The 19,569-nt window shown below is 69.5% G+C and carries 19 protein-coding genes and 2 pseudogenes; 8 read left to right on the top strand and 13 right to left on the bottom strand.

The genetic code is table 11. From position 1 onward, the window contains the following. Nucleotides 1-124: 124 nt before the first annotated feature. Nucleotides 125-303: pseudogene (locus tag MRBLMG1_RS27290) on the bottom strand (pyrimidine dimer DNA glycosylase/endonuclease V); the annotation flags it as partial. A 97-nt stretch (nucleotides 304-400) separates the two neighbouring features. On the opposite strand from MRBLMG1_RS27290, the gene MRBLMG1_RS27285 reads away from it, so the two are divergent. The 4 genes from MRBLMG1_RS27285 to MRBLMG1_RS27270 all read left to right on the top strand — a co-directional run bounded on the left by MRBLMG1_RS27285 (nucleotide 401) and on the right by MRBLMG1_RS27270 (nucleotide 4,209). Continuing rightward, on the top strand, nucleotides 401-727 hold the full coding sequence (locus MRBLMG1_RS27285) for a plasmid stabilization protein (protein WP_367826778.1): 327 nt from the start codon (nucleotides 401-403) through the stop codon (nucleotides 725-727). Between the two features lie 107 nt (nucleotides 728-834). Next, nucleotides 835-1,287 carry an SRPBCC family protein gene (locus MRBLMG1_RS27280; RefSeq protein ID WP_367826777.1) on the top strand — a complete coding sequence of 151 codons (453 nt, stop codon included), beginning with the start codon at nucleotides 835-837 and terminating at the stop codon, nucleotides 1,285-1,287. Further along, the gene (locus tag MRBLMG1_RS27275) at nucleotides 1,280-2,869 is read left to right on the top strand and encodes a phytoene desaturase family protein (RefSeq protein WP_367826776.1); all 1,590 of its coding nucleotides are present in this window, start codon (nucleotides 1,280-1,282) and stop codon (nucleotides 2,867-2,869) included. The genes MRBLMG1_RS27280 and MRBLMG1_RS27275 overlap by 8 nt, the downstream gene beginning before the upstream one ends. A gap of 83 nt (nucleotides 2,870-2,952) precedes the next feature. Further along, nucleotides 2,953-4,209 carry a cytochrome P450 gene (locus MRBLMG1_RS27270; protein ID WP_367826775.1) on the top strand — a complete coding sequence of 419 codons (1,257 nt, stop codon included), beginning with the start codon at nucleotides 2,953-2,955 and terminating at the stop codon, nucleotides 4,207-4,209. A gap of 138 nt (nucleotides 4,210-4,347) precedes the next feature. On the opposite strand, the gene MRBLMG1_RS27265 is transcribed toward MRBLMG1_RS27270, so the two are convergent. Both MRBLMG1_RS27265 and MRBLMG1_RS27260 read right to left on the bottom strand, forming a co-directional pair. Then, complete coding sequence (locus MRBLMG1_RS27265; RefSeq protein WP_367826774.1) at nucleotides 4,348-4,488, bottom strand: hypothetical protein; 141 nt, start codon at nucleotides 4,486-4,488, stop codon at nucleotides 4,348-4,350. Between the two features lie 122 nt (nucleotides 4,489-4,610). Next, nucleotides 4,611-5,722 (bottom strand): annotated as a pseudogene (locus tag MRBLMG1_RS27260) (glutamate--cysteine ligase). Between the two features lie 224 nt (nucleotides 5,723-5,946). Between MRBLMG1_RS27260 and MRBLMG1_RS27255 the strand changes: the two are divergent. The 4 genes from MRBLMG1_RS27255 (at nucleotide 5,947) to MRBLMG1_RS27240 (ending at nucleotide 9,611) form a co-directional block, all read left to right on the top strand. Then, the gene (locus tag MRBLMG1_RS27255; RefSeq protein WP_367826773.1) at nucleotides 5,947-7,101 is read left to right on the top strand and encodes an FUSC family protein; all 1,155 of its coding nucleotides are present in this window, start codon (nucleotides 5,947-5,949) and stop codon (nucleotides 7,099-7,101) included. Between the two features lie 212 nt (nucleotides 7,102-7,313). Continuing rightward, a complete protein-coding gene (locus MRBLMG1_RS27250) occupies nucleotides 7,314-8,594 on the top strand; it encodes an alcohol dehydrogenase catalytic domain-containing protein (RefSeq protein ID WP_367826772.1) in 1,281 nt (426 codons plus the stop codon). Nucleotides 8,595-8,860: 266 nt separating this feature from the next. After that, the gene (locus MRBLMG1_RS27245) at nucleotides 8,861-9,022 is read left to right on the top strand and encodes a hydrophobic protein (protein ID WP_367826771.1); all 162 of its coding nucleotides are present in this window, start codon (nucleotides 8,861-8,863) and stop codon (nucleotides 9,020-9,022) included. Nucleotides 9,023-9,242: 220 nt separating this feature from the next. After that, nucleotides 9,243-9,611 carry a PRC-barrel domain-containing protein gene (locus MRBLMG1_RS27240; RefSeq protein WP_367826770.1) on the top strand — a complete coding sequence of 123 codons (369 nt, stop codon included), beginning with the start codon at nucleotides 9,243-9,245 and terminating at the stop codon, nucleotides 9,609-9,611. 65 nt (nucleotides 9,612-9,676) lie between these two features. On the opposite strand, the gene MRBLMG1_RS27235 is transcribed toward MRBLMG1_RS27240, so the two are convergent. The 10 genes from MRBLMG1_RS27235 to MRBLMG1_RS27190 form a co-directional block, all read right to left on the bottom strand. Beyond that, nucleotides 9,677-9,955 (bottom strand): peptide ligase PGM1-related protein, encoded by a 279-nt coding sequence (locus MRBLMG1_RS27235; protein WP_367826769.1) that lies wholly within the window; start codon nucleotides 9,953-9,955, stop codon nucleotides 9,677-9,679. Then, nucleotides 9,940-10,878: a hypothetical protein gene (locus MRBLMG1_RS27230; RefSeq protein ID WP_367826779.1), complete on the bottom strand. Its 939-nt coding sequence runs from the start codon at nucleotides 10,876-10,878 to the stop codon at nucleotides 9,940-9,942. The genes MRBLMG1_RS27235 and MRBLMG1_RS27230 overlap by 16 nt, the downstream gene beginning before the upstream one ends. A gap of 187 nt (nucleotides 10,879-11,065) precedes the next feature. Beyond that, nucleotides 11,066-11,281 (bottom strand): hypothetical protein, encoded by a 216-nt coding sequence (locus MRBLMG1_RS27225; protein ID WP_367826768.1) that lies wholly within the window; start codon nucleotides 11,279-11,281, stop codon nucleotides 11,066-11,068. 234 nt (nucleotides 11,282-11,515) lie between these two features. Further along, nucleotides 11,516-11,776 carry a DUF5133 domain-containing protein gene (locus tag MRBLMG1_RS27220; RefSeq protein ID WP_367826767.1) on the bottom strand — a complete coding sequence of 87 codons (261 nt, stop codon included), beginning with the start codon at nucleotides 11,774-11,776 and terminating at the stop codon, nucleotides 11,516-11,518. Between the two features lie 431 nt (nucleotides 11,777-12,207). Next, nucleotides 12,208-12,678: a tyrosine-type recombinase/integrase gene (locus MRBLMG1_RS27215; protein ID WP_367826766.1), complete on the bottom strand. Its 471-nt coding sequence runs from the start codon at nucleotides 12,676-12,678 to the stop codon at nucleotides 12,208-12,210. Between the two features lie 10 nt (nucleotides 12,679-12,688). Further along, nucleotides 12,689-13,168, bottom strand: a complete 480-nt coding sequence (locus MRBLMG1_RS27210; RefSeq protein ID WP_367826765.1) for a hypothetical protein — start codon at nucleotides 13,166-13,168, stop codon at nucleotides 12,689-12,691. 912 nt (nucleotides 13,169-14,080) lie between these two features. Continuing rightward, a complete protein-coding gene (locus tag MRBLMG1_RS27205) occupies nucleotides 14,081-15,628 on the bottom strand; it encodes a recombinase family protein (protein WP_367826764.1) in 1,548 nt (515 codons plus the stop codon). A gap of 274 nt (nucleotides 15,629-15,902) precedes the next feature. Then, the gene (locus MRBLMG1_RS27200) at nucleotides 15,903-16,907 is read right to left on the bottom strand and encodes a helix-turn-helix domain-containing protein (RefSeq protein ID WP_367826763.1); all 1,005 of its coding nucleotides are present in this window, start codon (nucleotides 16,905-16,907) and stop codon (nucleotides 15,903-15,905) included. Nucleotides 16,908-16,980: 73 nt separating this feature from the next. Next, the gene (locus tag MRBLMG1_RS27195) at nucleotides 16,981-17,718 is read right to left on the bottom strand and encodes a VOC family protein (protein WP_367826762.1); all 738 of its coding nucleotides are present in this window, start codon (nucleotides 17,716-17,718) and stop codon (nucleotides 16,981-16,983) included. A gap of 498 nt (nucleotides 17,719-18,216) precedes the next feature. Beyond that, the gene (locus MRBLMG1_RS27190) at nucleotides 18,217-19,566 is read right to left on the bottom strand and encodes a class II 3-deoxy-7-phosphoheptulonate synthase (protein WP_367826761.1); all 1,350 of its coding nucleotides are present in this window, start codon (nucleotides 19,564-19,566) and stop codon (nucleotides 18,217-18,219) included. Nucleotides 19,567-19,569 lie beyond the last annotated feature (3 nt).

Genomic DNA, 19,569 nt, shown 5'->3' with positions numbered 1-19,569 from the left:
GCATCGCCACACGCTACGACAAGTCGCCCGACAGCTACCTCGCCGGCCTCCACCTCCGCGCCGCAATGATCTGGATCGACGATCTCCTGAAGACCGCCGAATGATCACGACATCACACAGGCCCTAGTGCCTCCTCGTACCCCGCCCACATCCGCACCGCCGGGTGCCTGGGCCATCCGTAACCCCGAACGACCAGTCCACGCAGCACCTGCGCCGCCTCGACCCGCTGCCTGCCGAGCTTTCGTACGTCCCCAGCACGGCCGCCGAGGCGTCGAACGAAGGAAACGGAAGGAGCGTCCACACAACGCGACAGCTGCTGGTCCGAATTGCGTGAGATGCGGCGTGATCGGGGTACGCGCACCATGACCGTGACATCACACCGTCGATGAAGGGTTCCGTCATGCCCCGAGGTTCCAGCCCCAAGCGCGAGCGTCAGTACGAACACATCAAGGAGTCGGGCGAGAAGCGCGGCATGTCGGAGGGCCGCGCGAAGGAGATGGCCTCCCGCACGGTGAACAAGGAACGCGCCCGTTCGGGGGAGAGCAAGACCGCGAGCCGCAGCTCCACCCAGGGCAAGTCCGCCTCACAACGCGGCGGCGAAAAGTCCCGCGGCGGCGGCTCGTCCGAACGCACCAAGGACGACCTCTACCAGGAGGCGAAGAAGCGCGGCATCGACGGCCGCTCCACGATGACCAAGCAGCAGCTCAAGAACGCCCTCGGCCACTAACCGCGGAACACACCCTCGGGGGCGGGGCCGCTCCGCCCACGCCCGGCTCGAGTACTTCTCGCGCGATGCACCCCGTCCATGCCGTTCCGGTAGCAGGAGGACCTCCCGTGGCCGTCCGTCATCAGCTCATCCGGCGCCCCCCTCGCGATGTGTGGGCCGTACTCGCCGACGCGACCCTGTACGGGAAATGGGTGGTGGGTCCCTCCGAGTCCACACCGCTCGATCAGCTCTGGCCAGAGGTCGGATCCCGGCTCCGGTACACCGTGCGGCTGGGCCCTTGGTCACCCGAAGGAGTCACCACGGTCCGACACCGGGAGCCCGGCCGGGAGCTGGAACTGGAGGCGTCGTTCAAGTCCCTGGGCACCGCGAGGATCTTCCTCCAGCTCAGGCCGTGGGGCGAGGAGACTCTCGTGGTCTGCGACGAGCATCCCCTGCGCGGCCTCGGCGGGTCCCTGCACAACTCCGTAAGCGAAACGGCCCTCCAGCTCCGGCACCGGGGCATGCTGGCCCGCCTGGCCAGAGTCGTGGAACAGCAGCCCGGCGAGGTGCTCCGTGCCTGACGCGGTGGTGATCGGCGCCGGCCCCAACGGATTGGTGGCCGCGAACCTGCTGCTCGACGCCGGGTGGAGCGTGGAGGTCCTGGAGGCACAGCCGGAGCCCGGAGGAGCCGTACGCAGTGACCGCGGGGTGCACCCGGACTACGTCTCGGATGTCTTCAGCGCCTTCTATCCGCTGGCCGCCGCCTCCCCGGTCCTCGCCCGGCTCGACCTCGCCGCCGAGGGGCTGCGATGGAGCCACGCCCCGTCCGTACTGGCGCACCCGCTCCTCGATGGGCGGTGCGCGGTGCTGGAGCGCCGGGTTCAGGACACGTGCGCAGGCCTGGCCGGCTTCGCGGCTGCCGACGCCGAGGCCTGGGAGAACTTGTACAGGACGTGGAGCCGGGTGGGGCCGGATCTCGTGCAAGCCCTGTTCACGCCCTTCCCCCCGATCCGCTCCGGGCTCCGGCTGGCCGCGAAACTCCGCACCGCCGGGGGGCTGCGGCTGGCCCGAAAGCTGGCCCTGCCGGTGCGCCGTCTGGGCGAGGAGGAGTTCGCCGGGGAGGGGGGCCGACTCCTCCTGGCCGGTAACGCACTGCACGCCGATCTGGCCCCGGAGGCGGCGGGCAGCGGTGGTTTCGGCTGGCTGATGTCGATGCTCGGGCAGAGCCATGGCTTCCCGGTCCCCGTCGGGGGTTCAGGTGCCCTGACCGCGGCGCTCGTGAGTCGCCTGCGGCGCCCCGGCGGTGTCCTGCGCTGCGGGGAGCGTGTCGTGTCCGTCATCGTGCGCGGGGGCAGGGCGGCCGGGGTTCGGACCGCGTCCGGGGAGACCGTGGGCGCGCGGCGGGCCGTGCTCGCCGATACATCGGCGCCGACCCTGTACAGGGACCTCGTGGGTGAAGAACACCTCCCGTCCCGCCTCCTGCGGGACCTGGAACGCTTCCACTGGGACTTCGCGACGTTCAAGGTGGACTGGGCACTGACCGGCCCGGTGCCGTGGACGGCGCCGCAGGCCACCGGGGCGGGTACCGTCCACGTGGCCGACGGTGTCGACGGCCTGACCCGGTTCGCCGCCCAGATCGCCATGGGGCGGGTCCCCGACGAACCGTTCGCGCTCTTCGGCCAGATGACCACCGCGGACCCCACCCGTTCGCCGGCCGGCACGGAATCGGCCTGGGCCTACACCCATCTTCCACAGCGCATCACCTCCGACGCGGGCCCCGACCGCATCACCGGCCGCTGGGACACCCGCGAGCAGGAGGCCATGGCCGACCGCATCGAGGCCCAGGTAGAACGCTTCGCGCCCGGCTTCCGCGGGCTCGTCGGCGCCCGCCGCATCCTGTCCCCCACCACACTGCAGGCCATGGACGAAAACCTCCGCAACGGCGCCATCAACAACGGCACCACCGCCCTCCACCAACAGGCGGTCTTCCGTCCCACCCCCGGCACCGGCCGCCCCGAAACCCCCGTCAAGGGTCTCTACCTCGCCTCCGCGGCCGCCCACCCCGGCGGCGGCGTCCACGGCGCCCCCGGTGCGAACGCCGCACGGGCCGCCCTGCGCGCCCACGGTCTCCACGCCTACCTCCACCGCGCCCAGCGCGTGTAACGCGTACGCCCACCTACGGCCACGCAGGAGTGACACCGGGCTGTGGCGCGCGTGCCTGGGGCGGTGCCGGGTACGCGCCTTCCATGTCTACCTCCGAGAAAGCCGACGCCGCCCCTTGGAACGACAGCGCGCTCGCGCTCCTGGTGCACGGTTACGCGTGGCTGCCCAACCGGATGCGCCGCAGTCTTGACGGCACGGTCCGGACCCGTCTGATGGGTCGGCCCGCAGTCGCCCTGCGTGGCCCGGACGCGGTCGCCTTCTTCTACGACGAGAAGCACGTCGTACGCACCGCGGCCCTGCCGGATCCGGTCCTGGACACCCTCTTCGGTCAGGGCGCCGTCCATACCCTCGACGGCGACGCGCACCGGGTGCGCAAGGCGATGTTCCTCGCCCTCCTCAAAGACGGCGCCGGAGTCGCCGCGCTGGGCGAGTGCGTCACCCGGCGGTGGCGCGAAGCAATGGCCGATCGGCAGTCAGACCGCATGGTGCTCTTCGACGAGGCCGCCAAGGTCCTCGCACTCGCCGTCCGCGACTGGGCGGACGTCCCCCTGTCCGATGCGGCGGCCGCCGACCTGGCTCGCGACTGCACGTCCATGGTCGACGGCTTCGCCACCCCCGGCCCCCGCCACCTGCGCGCCCGCCGGGCACGGCGGCGCCAGGAGGACGCCCTCGCCGGCCTGATCACCGATGTGCGCACCGCCCCGGAGGCGGACTCACCGGGTTCGGCACTGGAGGCGGTGGCCTGGCACCGCGACCTGAACGGAGCCCTCTTGGACCCCCGTACCGCCGCGGTCGAGCTGCTGAACATCATCCGCCCCACGGTCGCCATCGCCTGGTTCGCCACCTTCGCCGCCCACGCGCTGCACCGATGGCCCGAACATCGCGACCTCTTGCGCACCGACACCGCGGGCTTGTACGCCGAGGCGTTCGCCCACGAGGTACGGCGCTTCTACCCGTTCGCCCCCTTCGTGGCGGGCCTCGCCGCGCAGGACCTGACCTGGCGCGGGGAACACGTTCCCAAGGACGCCTTGGTCTTGCTCGACCTGTACGGCCAGAACCACGATCCGGCCCTGTGGGAGGATCCGTACCGGTTCGACCCGCGCCGGTTCTCGAGCCCCCAGGGGCCGCAGGACCCGCTGGACAACCTCGTCCCCCAAGGCGGCGGGAACCCGGCGCGCGGCCACCGCTGCCCCGGAGAGGACATCACCGTCACCGCGCTCGCGGCCATCGCGACGGAACTGGCGCGGCTCGACTACGAGGTCCCCGACCAGGATCTGGGGATTCCTCTGTCCCGCATGCCCACGCTCCCCCGAAGCGGCTTCCGACTCCGCCTGAGGTGATCGGCCGAACTGGTGCAGGTTGCCCCCGCGCGACGGCGGGGGCAACCTGCACGGGTGGTCGTACGGACGTCGGTCAGCTGTTGCGACCGCCGGTCTTCGCCTTCTTGCCGGCCCGACGCTGCGCGTCGCTCCTCGGCGTCAAGGCGTCGCCGGCCTCACCTTCGTGCGTGTCGGGAGCACCGCTTCCTCCGCTTCCTCGCGGGCCTCCGGGTCGCCGCTCTCGCCGGGAGCCTGCGACGGAGAGGTGGGCGCCGGGTCGTTCTTCCTGGCCTTGCTCATCGCGCACTCCGTTCCTCGCTCTTCACATTCACCTCGGTACGCCCCCGTCTACCCTCTCCGGGAGCCCCCTCTCACATCGGCCGGGACCAAGTCCGAAAGCCCCACCGAGCCGCCGCAGCGCTTCACGACCGGAGGGTCAGTTCCGCACACGGGGTGACGACGGACGCGAGTTCCGGCCCGTCGGCGCGCAGCCCGCGCTGGATGCGAGCGCCGTTCCCCCGTTCGTGCAAGTGCGCGATGCCTTCCCGGACCCGGTCGTCGTCGCCATGGTCTTTCAGTGCCTCGCGCACGTGCTGGTACAGAGCCTCGACGGCGTCCTCTGCAGACGTCTCCCGCATGGTTTCGGGGTGCAGCAGGGGTCTGTCCAGGCCGGAGCGTCCGGCCCGCCAGGAGGCCAGGCGCAGCAGACTCGTACCGATCCTGGCCGGAGGCCGTCCGTCCTGCCAGGCGCGGGCAGCCGTCTCGACCAGGCCGCGGATGAGGGCGGCGAGCAGGACCGGTGTGGAGGCGTCCAGGCATACGTCGGCGACGCGGACCTCTACGGTGGGGTAAGTGGCTGAGAGGCGGGCGTCGAAGTAGATCATGTCTTCGTCGCGCAGCGCTCCGGTGTCGACCATCGCGCGGACCTGCTCGTGGTAGCGGTCGGCGGAGCCGAAGATGTCCACCGGTCCGGCGGAGGGCCACCGGTTCCACACGCGGCTGCGGTAGCTTCCGTATCCGCTGTCCTCGCCCTGCCAGAAGGGCGAGTTCGCGCTCATCGCGGTCAGGACGGCCAGCCAGGGCCTGATGCGGTCCAGGACGGCGACGCCCTCTTCGTCCGATGCAACCGACACGTGGACGTGGCAGCCGCATGTCAGCTGTTCCTGCGCGGTCAGTCCGAACTGCTCCATCCACCGGTAGCGTCGTCCGGCGTTCAGCGACGGCTGGACGGGCAGCGGGGATGTGGCGACCGCCGCCACCACGGCGCCGGCACTCGCCGCGTGGCGGGATGCCTCGCGGCGGATGCGGACGATCTCCGCCTGGAGCTCCCCCATCTCGGTGACCGGTTTCGTGGCGACTCCAGTTGCTCCTTCTGCAGTTCCTTCTCGAACTCGTGCTCCCGCCGACCGCTCGTACCCAGCTGCTGCCAGGCCGAACGCTCAGCGGCCGCCAGCACCGCCCCCGAGACGGCGAGCGGTGCGCCGCTGTGCGCGTCCACGAGGAGCAGCTCCTCTTCCACGCCTACGCTTCGCATGTCGCCGCCTGTGGATCGCACCGTCAGTTGCCCCGCACCTGCCCTGGCTTCCGCCCCACCATGCCGCAGCCCTGCGCGACGGCTCCGTGGGAAGGCCCTCAGCGCCAGAAAGTTCGGGGCAAGGAGACCGAGCCTCGCTTTGCGGCTCCCTTGAAGGCGCGTCGTCCCGGGATCCGAGCGTCGAGCGCAGTCGGCGGGGCAGGCGTGCATCGGAGGTGGTCATAGTGCCCGGAGCGGTGGATGCGGCGCGAAGGACCTGGTTGGCGGTCACGCGGCAGGCCGACTACCTGCGTCGCGCGGCGCAGGGAGCCGGGGCCGAGCGGGACGAGGTCCTGCTCGGCGCCAAGACCGTGACCGCGGCGATGGCGGCGTGGGTCCTGGCGCGTCACCTGCTGCCGCCGTCGGTTTCGACGTTCGCGCCGTTCACCGCACTGGTGGCGCTACAGGCCACCGTGTACCGCTCGGTGCGCGACTGCCTCCAATACGTCCTGGCCATGACGGCGGGAGCCACTCTCGCCGCAGCCCTGGCGGCGTCGGCCGGCGTCCACGGGTGGACGTTCGGCATCCTCACGCTGGTCGCCCTCTGCGTCGGCAAGGTCCGGCGTCTGGGGCAGCAGGGCACTCAGGTCGCCATCGTCGGCTTCTTCGCGTTCTCCTCCGGACAGGGCCAGATCGCCTACATCGGCCACCTGGTCGCGGCCGTGGGTATCGGCGCCTTCTGCGGACTCGCGGCCCATCTCGTTCTCGCTCCCGCCCGCCACACCCGCCATCGGCAGCAAGCCGTCACCGACCTCTACACCACCTTGGCCCAGCGCCTGAACGACCTCGCCGACACCCTCGAAGCAAGCGACCCCGCCCCGGACCGCCTGCGCCCATGGCGACGCGACTGGCACGGACTGTCCGCCCAATGTGATCACATCCGCCACGCCATCGACACCGAGATCGAAAACGGCCGCATGAACCCCCGCCGGACCGTCGGCGGTGGTGCCCGCGAGGCCCTCCCCCGCGCCCGGGAGGCGCTCACTGTCGCCGAACGCGGCATGGACCACCTGCGCTCCATGACCCGAACCCTGGACTACGCTCTCGACACCGGGGAGCTCGGGGATCTACCGGCCGCTTTCCGGACCCGTTTCAGTGCTGTCCTGCGCGCCGCTGCCACCGCGATGGAAATGATCGGCCAGGCGTCCCCGACCGATCCGGATCTTCTCGACGCGCGGATCGACCAAGCGGCCACTGAACTCGACCGTGCGCAACAGCAGGAACGGGCCACCCCAAAGCCCTCCCCGACCGCACACGCCTTACAGGGCACGCTCCTCACGGATGCCGGCCGCCTCCTGACCGACCTCCGGCCGGGCCTGCCAAGCGTCGCCAGTACGTGAGGTTCCTCGATGGTTTCTCGATCCGCACGTGGCCCGCCGTGGTGTACGAGCACGAGCGGGGTAGAGGCCGCAGGAGAGACGCCGGCCGTCCGCAGCCGGGCGTCGCGCCACGGTCGAGTGCTCGTCTACAGAGCCGGCCGCGCCAACACTCACGAAGAGGCCCCACCCGCCGCGGACGGCCCGGCGAAGGGTGGCGCCGACAAGGATGAGCCATGAAAGCGGCAGTGTACGAAGGACCGCGGACGGTGACGGTCAAGGACGTCCCCGACGCGAAGATCGAGCACCCGTGCGACATCCTGGTGAAGATCACCACCACCAACATATGCGGCTCAGACCTGCACATGTACGAGGGCCGAACCTCCTTCGAAACGGGCCGGACCTTCGGCCACGAGAACCTCGGACAGGTCGTCGATGTCGGCAAGGCCGTCAGCAAGGTCCAGGTCGGCGACTGGGTGGTTCTGCCCTTCAACATCGCCTGCGGCTTCTGCAAGCAGTGCGAACAGGGTCTGACCAACTACTGCCTGACCATGCAGCCCAAGCCGGACATGGCCGGCGCCGCCTACGGCTTCGCCGAGATGGGCCCGTACCAAGGCGGCCAGGCGGAACTGCTGCGCGTTCCGTACGGCGACTTCAACGCCCTGCGCCTGGGTGAGGACGCCGCCGAGCGGCAGCTCGACTACGTGATGCTGGCCGACATCTTCCCCACCGGCTACCACGCCACCGAAATGGCGGGCGTCGAGCCCGGAGACCAGACGGTCGTCTACGGAGCGGGTCCCGTCGGCCTCATGGCCGCCTACTCCGCCATCCTCAAGGGCGCCGGCCGCGTATGGGTCGCCGACCACCAGCCCGATCGGCTCCGTCTTGCCGAGGAGATCGGCGCCATCGCCATCAACACCGCCGAGCAGGACCCGGCTGAGGTCGTCAAGGACGCGACCCTGGGACTGGGCGCGGACAACGGCTGCGAATGCGTCGGCTACCAGGCCCACGACTCACAGGGCGAGGAGGACGCGACCCTGACCATGAACGGGCTCATCGACTCGGTCCGGTTCACCGGTGGCATCGGCGTGGTCGGTGTGTTCCTGCCCGAGGACCCGGGCGGAGCCGAGGCACAGGGCGAGCTCGAAGCCCAGGGGAAGGTACCGCTGGACTTCGGCATGCTCTGGTTCAAGGGACAGAGGATCGGCACCGGCCAGGCGCCGGTCAAGCGCTACAACCGGGCCCTGCGCGACCTGATCGCCGGCGGCAGGGCCGAGCCGAGCTTCCTCGTCTCCCACGAACTCGGTCTCGACGAGGCCTCATCGGCGTACGAGCACTTCGACAACCGCGACGACGGCTGGACCAAGGTCGTCCTCCACCCGAACGGCAATAGTCGGAGCACGAATGGATCCTCCCGACACACACTGCAGGAACTGCGCCAGGAAGCGAGGGCGCAGGGCATCGAAGGCCGCTCCCACATGAACAAGCAGCAGCTGGAACGGGCACTCAAGCGTTGAGCACCGCAGGCCGGTGAGCCGGATCAGCCAAGGCAAAAGAGAGACGCCCGGGAAATCGAAGCGGGAGGTGCGGGTCGCTGGACATCATGGACGCCGGAGATCCGGGACCCGATCCTGGGCTGCGACATCCTCACATCGGCCCCACACGGCTTCGCCGCGGAATGCAGGCAGAATCTCCTCCCCAGCCAGCAGAACAAGAAACAAGCGGGAATCGCAGACATGCCCTGATCGTGTCGGGGCACACGGCGCCTTGGAGGTTGATAACTATGGTTCCCCTGCTTCTCGTTCTTCTGCTGGTCCTTCTCCTCTTCGGCGCGGGTTTCGCGGTGAAGATTCTTTGGTGGGTGGCTATCGCAATCCTGATCCTGTGGCTGATCGGTTTCGTCGCCCGCCCCAAGGACGGTAGCGGCCGCTGGTATCGCTGGTAGCCGTATCACGAAGCGCCGTAGCGGGCACCTGCTCGATTCTCATGATCGACGGCCACTCGGCCCCACATTTCGATCCGGGTGCGTGAAGCCGCAATGGCCGGGAAGGCGGAGTGCAGGCGGAACGCAGCACAACCGCCTCACACGACGTACGGAACAAGGATGATCGGTGGAGAGTTCGCTATTCCACCGTCTCCCGTTGACCGGAGGAGTTGTTTTTCGCGTGACTGAGCATGTGTGGAGCTACCAGCCGACCGCGGGCCGTCTGGCCGGTACCGATCTGACCGCCTACAAGGTCGAGGCGACCGACGGCAGCATCGGCAAGGTCGACAAGCACTCCGACGAGGTCGGTGACGCCTATCTCGTGGTGGACACCGGCGTATGGATCTTCGGCAAGGAGGTCCTGCTACCGGCCGGCACGGTCGTCAAGGTCGACACGGAGGACCAGAAGGTCTTCGTCGACCGCACCAAGGAACAGATCAAGAACGCCCCCGAGTTCCACCGGGACAAGCACCTCGGCGACGCCGGATACCGGGAGGAGCTGAGCACGTACTACGGCAGCGGCGCTCCCTTCGGCGGCCGCCCCGCCTGATCCCGCTCCGGTACGAGGCCGGTCCCGGCACCCCTCTGGGTGCCGGGACCGGCCTCTTGGTGGGGTCAGCCGTCCTCGAATTCGAGGACCTCGGCCAAGGCGGTTTCCTGCTCCTCGACGTCCCCGGCGCTCCTGGCAATCACCGCGTACCGCCAGGAACGGCCGTCGGCCGGGGCGTCCGCGTACAGCACCACGCCCTCGCCGCGATCCGGGTCGAACGCGAGGTGGGACGCACGCAGCAGGGCAAGGGCTCCTTCGAAGTCCAGGGGGCTGCGGGTCCAGCGCTTCGCCACCGACCACGCCGGGTGTGCGGTGGCGGATCCCTCGGTCAGCCGGGTGACCATTGCGTGCGGTGTGGTGGTGGCCGTACGGCGGATGTTGCTCTCACTCGCGTACGCGACGCCGGCCGTGTCCACCAGCGCGCCGAGTCCGAAAGGCCCGGCGTAGCCGTGGTCGGCCAGGTGGCGGCCGAGGCCCGTCCCCCACTCCTCCAACTCGCCGGCCACGTGCGCGCAGGACGGCGGCAGCGGAGAGGAGTATCCCGTGAAGGAGCCCGAACCGTGCGCATCGCACCGCTGAAGAGCGCGCGTGCCCCGGAGGCAGCCACCTCCATCTGGATACTCACCGACTCTGCCACCTCAAGGCACTCCTCCACCACCCACAGGCCTTCGGGCCCGCCGACCGTATCGAGCAGCAGGTTCGCCTCGCCCCTCAGATCCTCGCGGGACACGAAGCGCATCCCGTGTCCTCCGGCCGAACGGTCGGGCTTCAGGACGACACGCTCGTGGTGCTCCAGGAGATCGTGCGCCACACTTTCGGCCTCTGGGCGCCGGCACGTCCGCCCCGCGGGCAGCCGCATGCCCAGTTGCCCGGCCATCGCGCGGAAGCCGGTCTTTGTGTTGAGCAGCGTGGTCATCCGCAGCGCCACCTCGGCGGCCCCGACCGTCAGGTAAGCGTGCACCGCGATGCCGATGTCCCGGGCAAACGCGATCGCCGACGCGTCCAACGCCGTCGGCAGCAGCGCCGCACCCCTGTCACCGGCGAGCGCCCGGACGTGCTCTTCGAGGCCGGCCTCGCGCACCGCCCGCCCCAACGGAACGGCTCCGGCGGGAGGCACCTCGACGACGGCCACCGATTCCGGGGGCACCGCCGTCAGGTCGTACACGTACCGCAAGAACTCCCGGCTCAACGGCACCGGCGTGACGAACACGTCCCCCGGCCGAAGCTGCCACGCCTTCCGAGGCGCCTGCTGGGCCCACGTCGCCAGGACCTGCCCCTCGTGGAGACCACCGCCAAGTCCGAGAGGAAGTTCGCGAACACGACCATCGGTACCGTCTCAGTCACCGCTCTACTCCTCCGGTCGCCGCACGGCCGTCCACGGTCGGCCTGGGATCACCTGCTCAGCCTCGGGTGCGGCAGCCCGCGAGAAGCCTCCACCTGAACGGGGAGGCAGGTCAGGGAAACGGTTCCCACGCCTCGGGGCCGGCCCCGCGCCACTCCACGAAGTCGGGGTCGGTGAGGTCGACGTCCTCGGCGTTCTCCATCCCGGCAGCCACGAGGAAAGCTCGGACATCGGCCGGGCGGTGGGCCACTCCGATGGCGACGCCGTCGTAGCGGACACGGCGCCATCCCTGCTGGTCGGGCGGGTAGATGATCAGCTTGGCGGCCATGGGCCCAGCCTCTGCCGCACCAAGCGCATCGGCACCCCTTCCCGTCCAAACGGGTGACGTCACCGGGCAGCTGTCGCCGGGGCGCCGTCCGCGGTCGGTCCACGCCGTACCGACCGTCCGCGGTCGGTCCACGCCGTACCGACCGTCCTCGGGCCGGAGCGTGCCCCCGAACCACACGCATCCCCTCGCCTCTGCCTGCTTGAAGCCGGTAGCGCCTACTTGCGGCCGAACCGTTCAGCCGGAGACGAACACAGAGTCGTCGAGGGTACCCGTGCCGGGCAGGTGATGGCGGGCGGCGATGAGGGCGGCGTGCACGTCCGTGATGGCGGTGGACACGCAGAGCGCTCGCTCGACGTCCTCGATCTCCTTCCGCAGGGCCGATTCGCCATCCGCGGCGTCCAGTACGGACAGCGCCCAGTCGCGGTCGACGAGGCCGGGGAACACGGCGTTGTGTGCGGGCGTGCCTGCCGCATGGCGCCGGGGGAAGGGCGGCATGCGGCGGGGCCCGCTCCGGAAGCACCTCACCCCCAGGCGGCAGCTTCCGGTATCCACGCGTCGAACCCGGCCGTGGGCGTCCGAACTCCTTCCCCTCCAGCACTTCTGAGTGGGCGTCAGGCACGGAACGGGCTGCTGTGCTCGCCCACGATACGGGTACGCAACCACGGGGGTCGGCTCCGTTGTCGGCCAGTGCCAGGACGGTGTCCGCCACGGGGGCGAGGCTGAGCGGCTGTCGTCCATCGGTGCGAACTACTCCCGCATGGCGGTCGCTCTTCGGGGCCAGGGACGAGGCCGACCAAGATCCGGGCCATACACGGACCAGCCGCCTGCAGCCTGGCCGAATCGCAGCCGTTTCCGCTGGCCAGCAGCCGCACGAGGCGCGTACCACCAGCAAACAAAGAACCTGCTGTTCCCTGAGAACGGGAAAATCAAGCGGCTTCCCAGAGGCCGGCGTCCAGGGTCCGGGCGGCCTTGGTGATGCTGCCCGGCATCAGGTGCCGGTACGTGCGGTACGTCTCCTCGATGGGCTTGTGCCCCATCCACTCCGCGACGTCCGTGATGGGGATGCCGTTGCCGAGGGCGTTCGAGGCGAAGTAGTACCGGAAGCCATACATCCCGATGCCCTGCTCCGACGGGAGGTCCGTGAAGAGCTTCCTCACTCGCCGCCGTTCCATGCCTTCAGTGAAGTAGCCGCCCGGGCCACGTAGGAGGTAACCGTCCTTCGTGGTGCCGTGCTTCTCCACGTACCGCTCGATCGCCTCCCGCACCGACCGCGGCAGAGGCACCTCCCGGAATTCCCCCGCCTTGCGGTGCTTCAGCTTCGCCGGCTTCAGCGTGTTGGAGTGGATCTGCTCCCGTACCCGGTAGACGTCCTGCGCCACGACGTTGTTGGCGTTCACCGCCCGCGCCTCACCATTCCGAAGGCCGCACCCCGCCATCATCACGATCTCCAGCGCCAGGTCCTCCGACTCCGTCGTTCTCCATCGCATCCAGGAAGCGTTCGACCACCATCGGGGTGACCGAGTTCAGCTTCCGCGCTCCCAGGCGCGGGACGATGTGGACGTTGATCGAGCTGTCGACGTGCTCCCCCGTGGAGTAGTCCGTCATCCTGCGCTGCCGGGGCCGCCACTGCTTCGCGTACTCCTCGACCGTCAGCTGGCCCAGCTCACGGCGGGCGGCCGCCACCGACGGCGCCGTGGCCTTCTTCTCCGCATACAACTGCGTGAGACGCTCGATCGCATCGTCCTGCGTGTCGTATCCGGACTCCTCGCGCTGCTTGCCGAGCGCGTCGCGGAAACGGATCGAGTACGGGTGAGGGCAGCGGGTGGGCTTGGTGCAGTCGCAGTCCTTGAGGAAGGAACCCATGCCTCGGGCGAGCTGTCGGGCCATGTCGCGAACCATCCGATCCAGCCCAAGAATCATGCTCAGGCGCCTGCTGCGGGTCGAAGGTCAGCAAGCCGGGACAGCATGCGGACGCATGCTGACCGTTTGCTGACCTGAGGGGGGCGCATGATGCCCCTGACCTGCGGCGACGCCAAATAGTCAGATCTTGGACTTGAAGATCGGAGACCCGGTCCGCCTCGTACTCGTCCCCTGAGCGGTGGGGGGCGGAGCCTGGCTCACCACGCCCGACACGGCCGATCCGGTCTCCGCCCCACTACCGTTCGAAGAGTAGGGGTACCCGTCAGGTGCCCCTGCCCGCTCCCCAGCGCCGCGATCATGCCAGCCACGATCACCGCATTGAAGCGCGAGCTGCGGTTGCACATACCTGATCATCGTGCCCGACCGCGTAGTGATCACCCTGGTGGCAATGTTCAGGACGAAACGCGCCGGCAGGGGTCGATCCGATCCCTCCTCCATCAACCTGCGCACCCCCTTGCCAACCTCCCAGTGGGTCGAGGCTAGCTCGAACGCCCCGAGGTTCCTGGCGTGAGCGAGCCGCAGCGGAAGTGTGCCGGTCGGCTTCAGCCCCCTCTTCGGTACGGGTTCGCACAGCTCCACCTCAATGGAATCCGTGTCCAGCAGAACTTCGAAGCCCGCTGCACCGGCCCGGGGCTGAGCCGCGACCTTTCCCCCAGATGCGTCGCCAAGTCCTCGGCGGCTGGGCCGTCGTTCATGACGACGGCCCAGCCGGTCCGACTACCGTCCCATGGCCCCAGGCCTGCAGGCGCCATGAGAGAGCCTGAGGGAGAAGGTGTGGCATGTGCCATGAGTTGCTCCTGGAGTTCGCCTGGCTTTCAGGCCGAGCGGGCACCAACGGGCCCGTCTTGGCGGCGCCGTGATCCTCTGGTATCGGAGTCCTCAGAGCTTGGGTGTCCGGTCGCCGTGTTGCTGTGGATCTCGGTCCGGGCCGTGCAGGAGTCCGGGGACCCATCGGACAGGAGCCGAGGCGGGGTATACGGTCACCCTGACACGGAAGTCCAGGAGTATCTCTTTGCGGGCCTGGACGTCGGGAGCGTTCGTCCACCGGTCCGCCACGGTCTCTCCGGTGGGGCACTGAACCATGCCGGGCGGGCGCTGGGGTTCGTTCTCCAGCTCCCGGAACTCGCGGGAGAGCTCGCTGTATCGCTCGCGATACCACTGAGCATCGTCGGGAGTGTCGTAGAGGCCGGCCTCGCGGTCGCTGCGCAGCCGCTGTCGGCTGGCCTCGACCTCGGCGATGCGGTCGGCGACGCCGTTGCCGGAGTCGTAGACCGTCTCCATGATCGCGCCGTGCCCGAACTTCTCCAGGAGCCATGCCTCGACCAGGGCGTCCAAGTTGGCGACACGCATGTTGGGAGCCGGGCGGCAGTGCTGTGCGTTCTTCCAGCCCTTGTTCCGGGCGGTGCAGGCGTAGCGAGGTGGGGCATCGGCGGATGTCTGGGTGGAGAGACGGTTGTGGCACTGGCCGCACACGGCCACTTCCGTCAGAAGGTACGACCGGTTGGACTTGCGGCCCCGGAACGGGGTGTCACGAGCGCGGAGGACCTCCTTCACTGCGTTGTGCGTGGTGCGGTTCCACAGCCCCGCGCACAGACGCACCGGTTTCCCTGACCGGTCGATGACAGGCTTGCCCTGGTGGACGAGGTAGCCCATGGCCGCCTCGGACAGCAGCATGTTGCGCAGACTCGTGGGATACCAGGGTCGGCCACCCGCCGGCTTGCCGTACATGACGGCGAGGTGGTCGACCGGCGCCAGCTCCCCGAGCCGGTTGAGGCGAGCGGCCTCGCTGCTGGACGACACGTTCTCAGGGTCGGCCAGGATGCGGCTGGCGACGGTTCGCAGGACCTCGGCCGCGTGAGGATGCAGCTCCACACGCTCGACCCGGCCGTTGGGCACGGTGCGGACATACCGGAAGCCGTAGGAAGGCTTGCCCTTGGGCCGGCCGGCCGCGCGTACCTTCTTGGTGGCGTCACGGTTGCGCCGCTGGATGGCACGCAACTCCATCTGCGCGCCCCAGGCCTCCATCGTGAAGCGGTTCTCGTCGTTCGGGTCGTCGAGGTTCCACACGCCCTCGTGTCCGTAGGAGACGAGGAGCTTGCCTTCGTCGCGCATCTTGTAGACGGTGTTCAAGCAGTCGACCACGTTGCGGCCGAGCCGGTCGACGGCTGCGACGACGAGCCCGTCGTACTTGCCTCGCTCATCGCGGAGCCACGGACCGAGCTTCGGGCGGGTCATCGGGTCGGTGGCACCGGACACCTCCCAGTCGTCCGCCCAGTCGATGACGTGACCGCCGACGGCCGCGGCAGCCGTCAGCACATCTTCCCGCTGCCGCTCGGGCGAGGTCGTGGCAGCCTTGACCCGCGACAGCCGGCGGACTCCGAGCAGGCACTTTCCGCAGCCGTCGTACGGCCGCTCGACTTCGTTCATGGTGGTACCGCGCATCTTTCTCCCGTTTCGCCGGAGCGTAAGGAGATTCGGCGGCTACACCCAGGACGATCTTGATCGCCCCGATCAGCTCAGGAAACTCAACCGCACGTGACGGTTGGGATTAGAGATGTTGGTGTCGTCGTGGGTGAGCTACCTGTGCGCGACCCTCGCCGGCGGGGCCGCGAACCCGGACCACACGACCCCCAGCTGCTCGCCCCGGCACTGACGGAGTTCATCGCTGCGGGAGGTCAGTCGTGAGGGACGACCGCCGGAATCACCTCGCCCCCGTCGTCCTCGGCGGGAGCGACCGACTGTTCGCCGACGCCGGGAGGGCGGGCCGGGTTCGAGGGCGGAAGGTGCGGCGGTAGGCGTCCGGGGGCACGCCGACGGTGCGGGCGAAGTGGCGGCGCAGGGTGGTGGCGGTGCCCATGCCGGTGGATGTGGCGATGGTGTCGACGGTGTCGTCGCTGGTTTCGAGGAGTTCCTGCGCGTGACGGATGCGTTGGGTGAGCAGCCACTGGAGAGGGGTGGTGCCGGTGACCGACTTGAAGTGGCGGGCGAGGTGGCGGGAGCTCATGCCGGCCTGACGGGCCAGGTCCTCCACGGTGAGGGCTCGGTCGAGGCGCTGCAGGACCCAGGGGAACAGGTCGGCCAGCGGATGGTTGCCGGGGGCGGGCACGGGGGTGGTGACGAACTGGGCCTGGCCTCCTTCGCGGTGCGGAGGGACGACCAGGCGACGGGCGATGGTGTTGGCGATGGCCGAGCCGTGGTCGAGGCGCACCAGGTGGAGGCAGAGGTCCATGGCGGCGGCCTTGCCCGCGGAGGTGAGCACGCTGCCGTTGTCGACGTAGAGGATGTCGGGATCCACGGTGACCTGGGGGTGGCGTCTGCTCAGCTCGTCGGTGTGCGCCCAGTGCGTGGTCGCACGTCGGCCGTCCAGGAGGCCGGCGGCCGCGAGGACGAAGGCCCCCGTGCACAGGGAGGCCACGCGGGCCCCCGCCTCGTGGGCCGCCCGTACGGCGTCGACCAGCTCGACCGGCGGGTCCTGGTCGACGTCGGCCCAGCCGGGGACGATCACCGTGTCGGCTCGCCGGAGGTAGTCGAGCCCGTGGTCGGGGTCCACCCTGAATCGGCCGACCTGGACGGCGCTCGGACCGCAGAGCGCGAAGTCGTACCAGGGGTCGACTATGTGGGTGAGGTCGGCGCCGAATACCTCTATCGCCAAGGACAGTTCGAGATGCAGCATGCCGTCGGTGATGGCCAGGGCAACAGTGGTCACGTCCGGAAGTGTACGGGCCACGTCGTTCCGGCCACTCGTGTCAAGGAACGAACGCTCCGCGCCAGGATCGAGGTCAGCGAGGAGTGAGAATGCAGAACTCGTTGCCTTCCGGGTCGGCCAGGACCGTCCACGGGATCTCGGACTGGTCGATGCCGGGGTCGGTGGCGCCCAGGGCGCGCAGTCGGTCTGCTTCTGCTGCCAGGTCGTCGCCGGGGTAGGGCCTGACGTCGAGGTGGACGCGGTTCCACACGGTCTTCGTGTCGGGGGTGCGGATGAACTCGAGGTACGGGCCGACGCCTTGGGCGGATCGCATGGTCGCGTGGTCGTCGGTGACCTCGTGCCGCGTCCAGTCCATCGCCTCACCCCAGAACCGGGCCATCGCTCGGGGGTCGGCGCAGTCGACCACCACCGCGGCGATCGGCCCGGTGTCCTGGTAGATCGGGCGGGGCTCCAGGACGCAGAACTCGTTGCCCTCCGGATCGGCCATGACCGTCCAGGGGGCGTCACCCTGCCCCACGTCGGCGAGCGTGGCACCCAGGTCCTTCAAGCGCGCGACCAGCTCCGCCTGATGGGTGGTCGAGGTGGTGGCCAGATCGAGGTGCACCCGGTTCTTCACCGTTTTCGGTTCCGGGCCGGCCACGATGTCGATGCAGACGGCCGCCGGGTCGGGGTAGGAGAAGCCGACGGGTTCGAGGTTGGTCACACCGGGCCCCTCGCTGTCGACACCCCACCCGAGCGCGTCTGCCCAGAACTGTCCGAGCGCCGCGTCGTCCTGGGCCTTCATGTTGATCTGCACGAGTCTTGTTGCCATGCCGAAGATCCTAATCAGACCGGTCCCGTACGCGCCGTAGGAAATCAGGGGAGGTCATGAGGCCTCTATCGCCGCTGCGGCTGCGGCAGCCGCGTGTGCCCGTGCGCCGGACCGAGCCGGGTGCGTCGTTCGACACCTCGATCCGGAAGGCCTTGGCGTAACGGCCTCCCAGCCGAGGGTGATCTGGCTGATGGACGTGAAAGTGCCGAGGCCGACTTGTAGCCACTGGGTGTCGGTGAAGCCGCTGGACCGGTGCGTCGTGGCGTCTCCGCCATGGTGCCTCGCTCGCCGTACGGCATCTGCTGAAGCAACGACATCGAGGCGGCCGCGTGCACCGCACCGGCGCTCACGTCCGTACTCGGCACTGGCTCGCGTACTCGCGGCAGGCCATGGGGAAACGGTCAGGTCGCCGTACGGCGCCCGTGCCGTCGTCGATACCGTCGTCGATACGCGCGCGCGTGGCCGCACCGATGTCGCGTCGGTGCGGCCACGCGGGGTTCAGAAGCCTCGTGCGTGTTCCCGGTACATCTGGGCGACGAGGAAGGCGAGGTCAAGGGACTGGCTGCGGTTGAGGCGCGGGTCGCAGGCCGTCTCGTAGCGCTGGTGGAGGTGGTCGACGAGGATCTCGTCGCCGCCGCCGACGCACTCGGTGACGTCGTCGCCGGTGAGTTCGACGTGGATGCCGCCCGGGTGGGTGCCGAGCTCGTTGTGGACCTCGAAGAAGCCCTTGACCTCGTCGAGGACGTCGTCGAAGCGGCGTGTCTTGTGGCCGGAGGCGGCCTCGTAGGTGTTGCCGTGCATCGGGTCGGTGACCCAGGCGACGACCGCACCCGATGCGGTGACCTTCTCGACCAGCTCGGGGAGTTTGTCGCGGACCTTGTCGGCGCCCAAGCGGACGACGAAGGTCAGCCGGCCCGGCTCGCGGTCCGGGTCGAGGCGGTCGAGCAGGGTCAGTGCCTCGTCGGCCGTGGTGGTCGGGCCGAGCTTCACCCCGATCGGGTTGCTGATCTTCGAGGCGAACTCCACATGTGCGCCGTCCAGTTGGCGTGTGCGTTCACCGATCCAGACCATGTGGGCCGACACGTCGTACAGGCGCCCGGTGCGGGAGTCCACGCGGGTGAGGGCGGACTCGTAGTCGAGCAGCAGTGCCTCGTGGGAGGAGAAGAACTCGACCGTCCTGAACTCTTCCGGGTCGGCACCGCAGGCCTGCATGAAGGTCAGCGCGTTGTCGATCTCGCGGGCGAGCGCCTCGTAGCGCCGGCCCGAGGGGGACGACTTCACGAAGTCCTGGTTCCAGGCGTGGACCTGGCGCAGGTCGGCGTAGCCGCCGGTGGTGAAGGCGCGCACCAGGTTCAGCGTCGAGGCGGAGGCGTGGTACATCCGCTTCAGGCGCTCCGGATCGGGCGTCCGGGCCGCCTCGGTGAAGGCCTGGCCGTTGACCGAGTCGCCCCGGTAGCTGGGCAAGGTCACCCCGTCGCGGGTCTCGGTCGGGCTGGAGCGTGGCTTGGAGTACTGGCCGGCGATCCGGCCGACCTTCACCACCGGCACCGAGGCCGCGTAGGTGAGCACGACGCCCATCTGGAGGAGGGTCTTGAGCTTGTCGCGGATGTCGTCGGCCGACACGGCGTCGAAGGCTTCCGCGCAGTCGCCGCCTTGGAGGAGGAACGCCTCCCCCTTGGCGACGGCCGCCATGCGGGCGCGCAGCTGGTCGGCCTCGCCGGCGAAGACGAGCGGGGGATACGACCGGAGGTCGGCGATGACCTCACGCAAGGCGTCCGGGTCGGGGTACTCGGGCTGCTGTGCCGCGGGCAGGGACTGCCAGGATCCGCTGGGCCTGTGGAGGTTCACGCC

Origin of the sequence: Streptomyces sp. LMG1-1-1.1 (assembly GCF_040815545.1) — a bacterium.
In the GTDB taxonomy this organism is placed as follows: domain Bacteria; phylum Actinomycetota; class Actinomycetes; order Streptomycetales; family Streptomycetaceae; genus Streptomyces.
The sequence above is the reverse complement of the archived record's forward strand: the minus strand, read 5'-3'. Positions and strand labels throughout refer to the sequence as shown.

What these genes read in the sequence shown, in the direction of transcription:
- MRBLMG1_RS27285 (WP_367826778.1), top strand. Translation starts at nt 401, where the DNA reads ATGCCCCGAGGTTCCAGCCCCAAGCGCGAGCGTCAGTACGAACACATC.
- MRBLMG1_RS27270 (WP_367826775.1), top strand. Translation starts at nt 2,953, where the DNA reads ATGTCTACCTCCGAGAAAGCCGACGCCGCCCCTTGGAACGACAGCGCG.
- MRBLMG1_RS27265 (WP_367826774.1), bottom strand. Translation starts at nt 4,488, where the DNA reads ATGAGCAAGGCCAGGAAGAACGACCCGGCGCCCACCTCTCCGTCGCAG.
- MRBLMG1_RS27250 (WP_367826772.1), top strand. Translation starts at nt 7,314, where the DNA reads ATGAAAGCGGCAGTGTACGAAGGACCGCGGACGGTGACGGTCAAGGAC.
- MRBLMG1_RS27245 (WP_367826771.1), top strand. Translation starts at nt 8,861, where the DNA reads ATGGTTCCCCTGCTTCTCGTTCTTCTGCTGGTCCTTCTCCTCTTCGGC.
- MRBLMG1_RS27235 (WP_367826769.1), bottom strand. Translation starts at nt 9,955, where the DNA reads ATGGTCACCCGGCTGACCGAGGGATCCGCCACCGCACACCCGGCGTGG.
- MRBLMG1_RS27225 (WP_367826768.1), bottom strand. Translation starts at nt 11,281, where the DNA reads ATGGCCGCCAAGCTGATCATCTACCCGCCCGACCAGCAGGGATGGCGC.
- MRBLMG1_RS27220 (WP_367826767.1), bottom strand. Translation starts at nt 11,776, where the DNA reads ATGCCGCCCTTCCCCCGGCGCCATGCGGCAGGCACGCCCGCACACAAC.
- MRBLMG1_RS27210 (WP_367826765.1), bottom strand. Translation starts at nt 13,168, where the DNA reads ATGGCCCGACAGCTCGCCCGAGGCATGGGTTCCTTCCTCAAGGACTGC.
- MRBLMG1_RS27205 (WP_367826764.1), bottom strand. Translation starts at nt 15,628, where the DNA reads ATGAACGAAGTCGAGCGGCCGTACGACGGCTGCGGAAAGTGCCTGCTC.
- MRBLMG1_RS27195 (WP_367826762.1), bottom strand. Translation starts at nt 17,718, where the DNA reads ATGGCAACAAGACTCGTGCAGATCAACATGAAGGCCCAGGACGACGCG.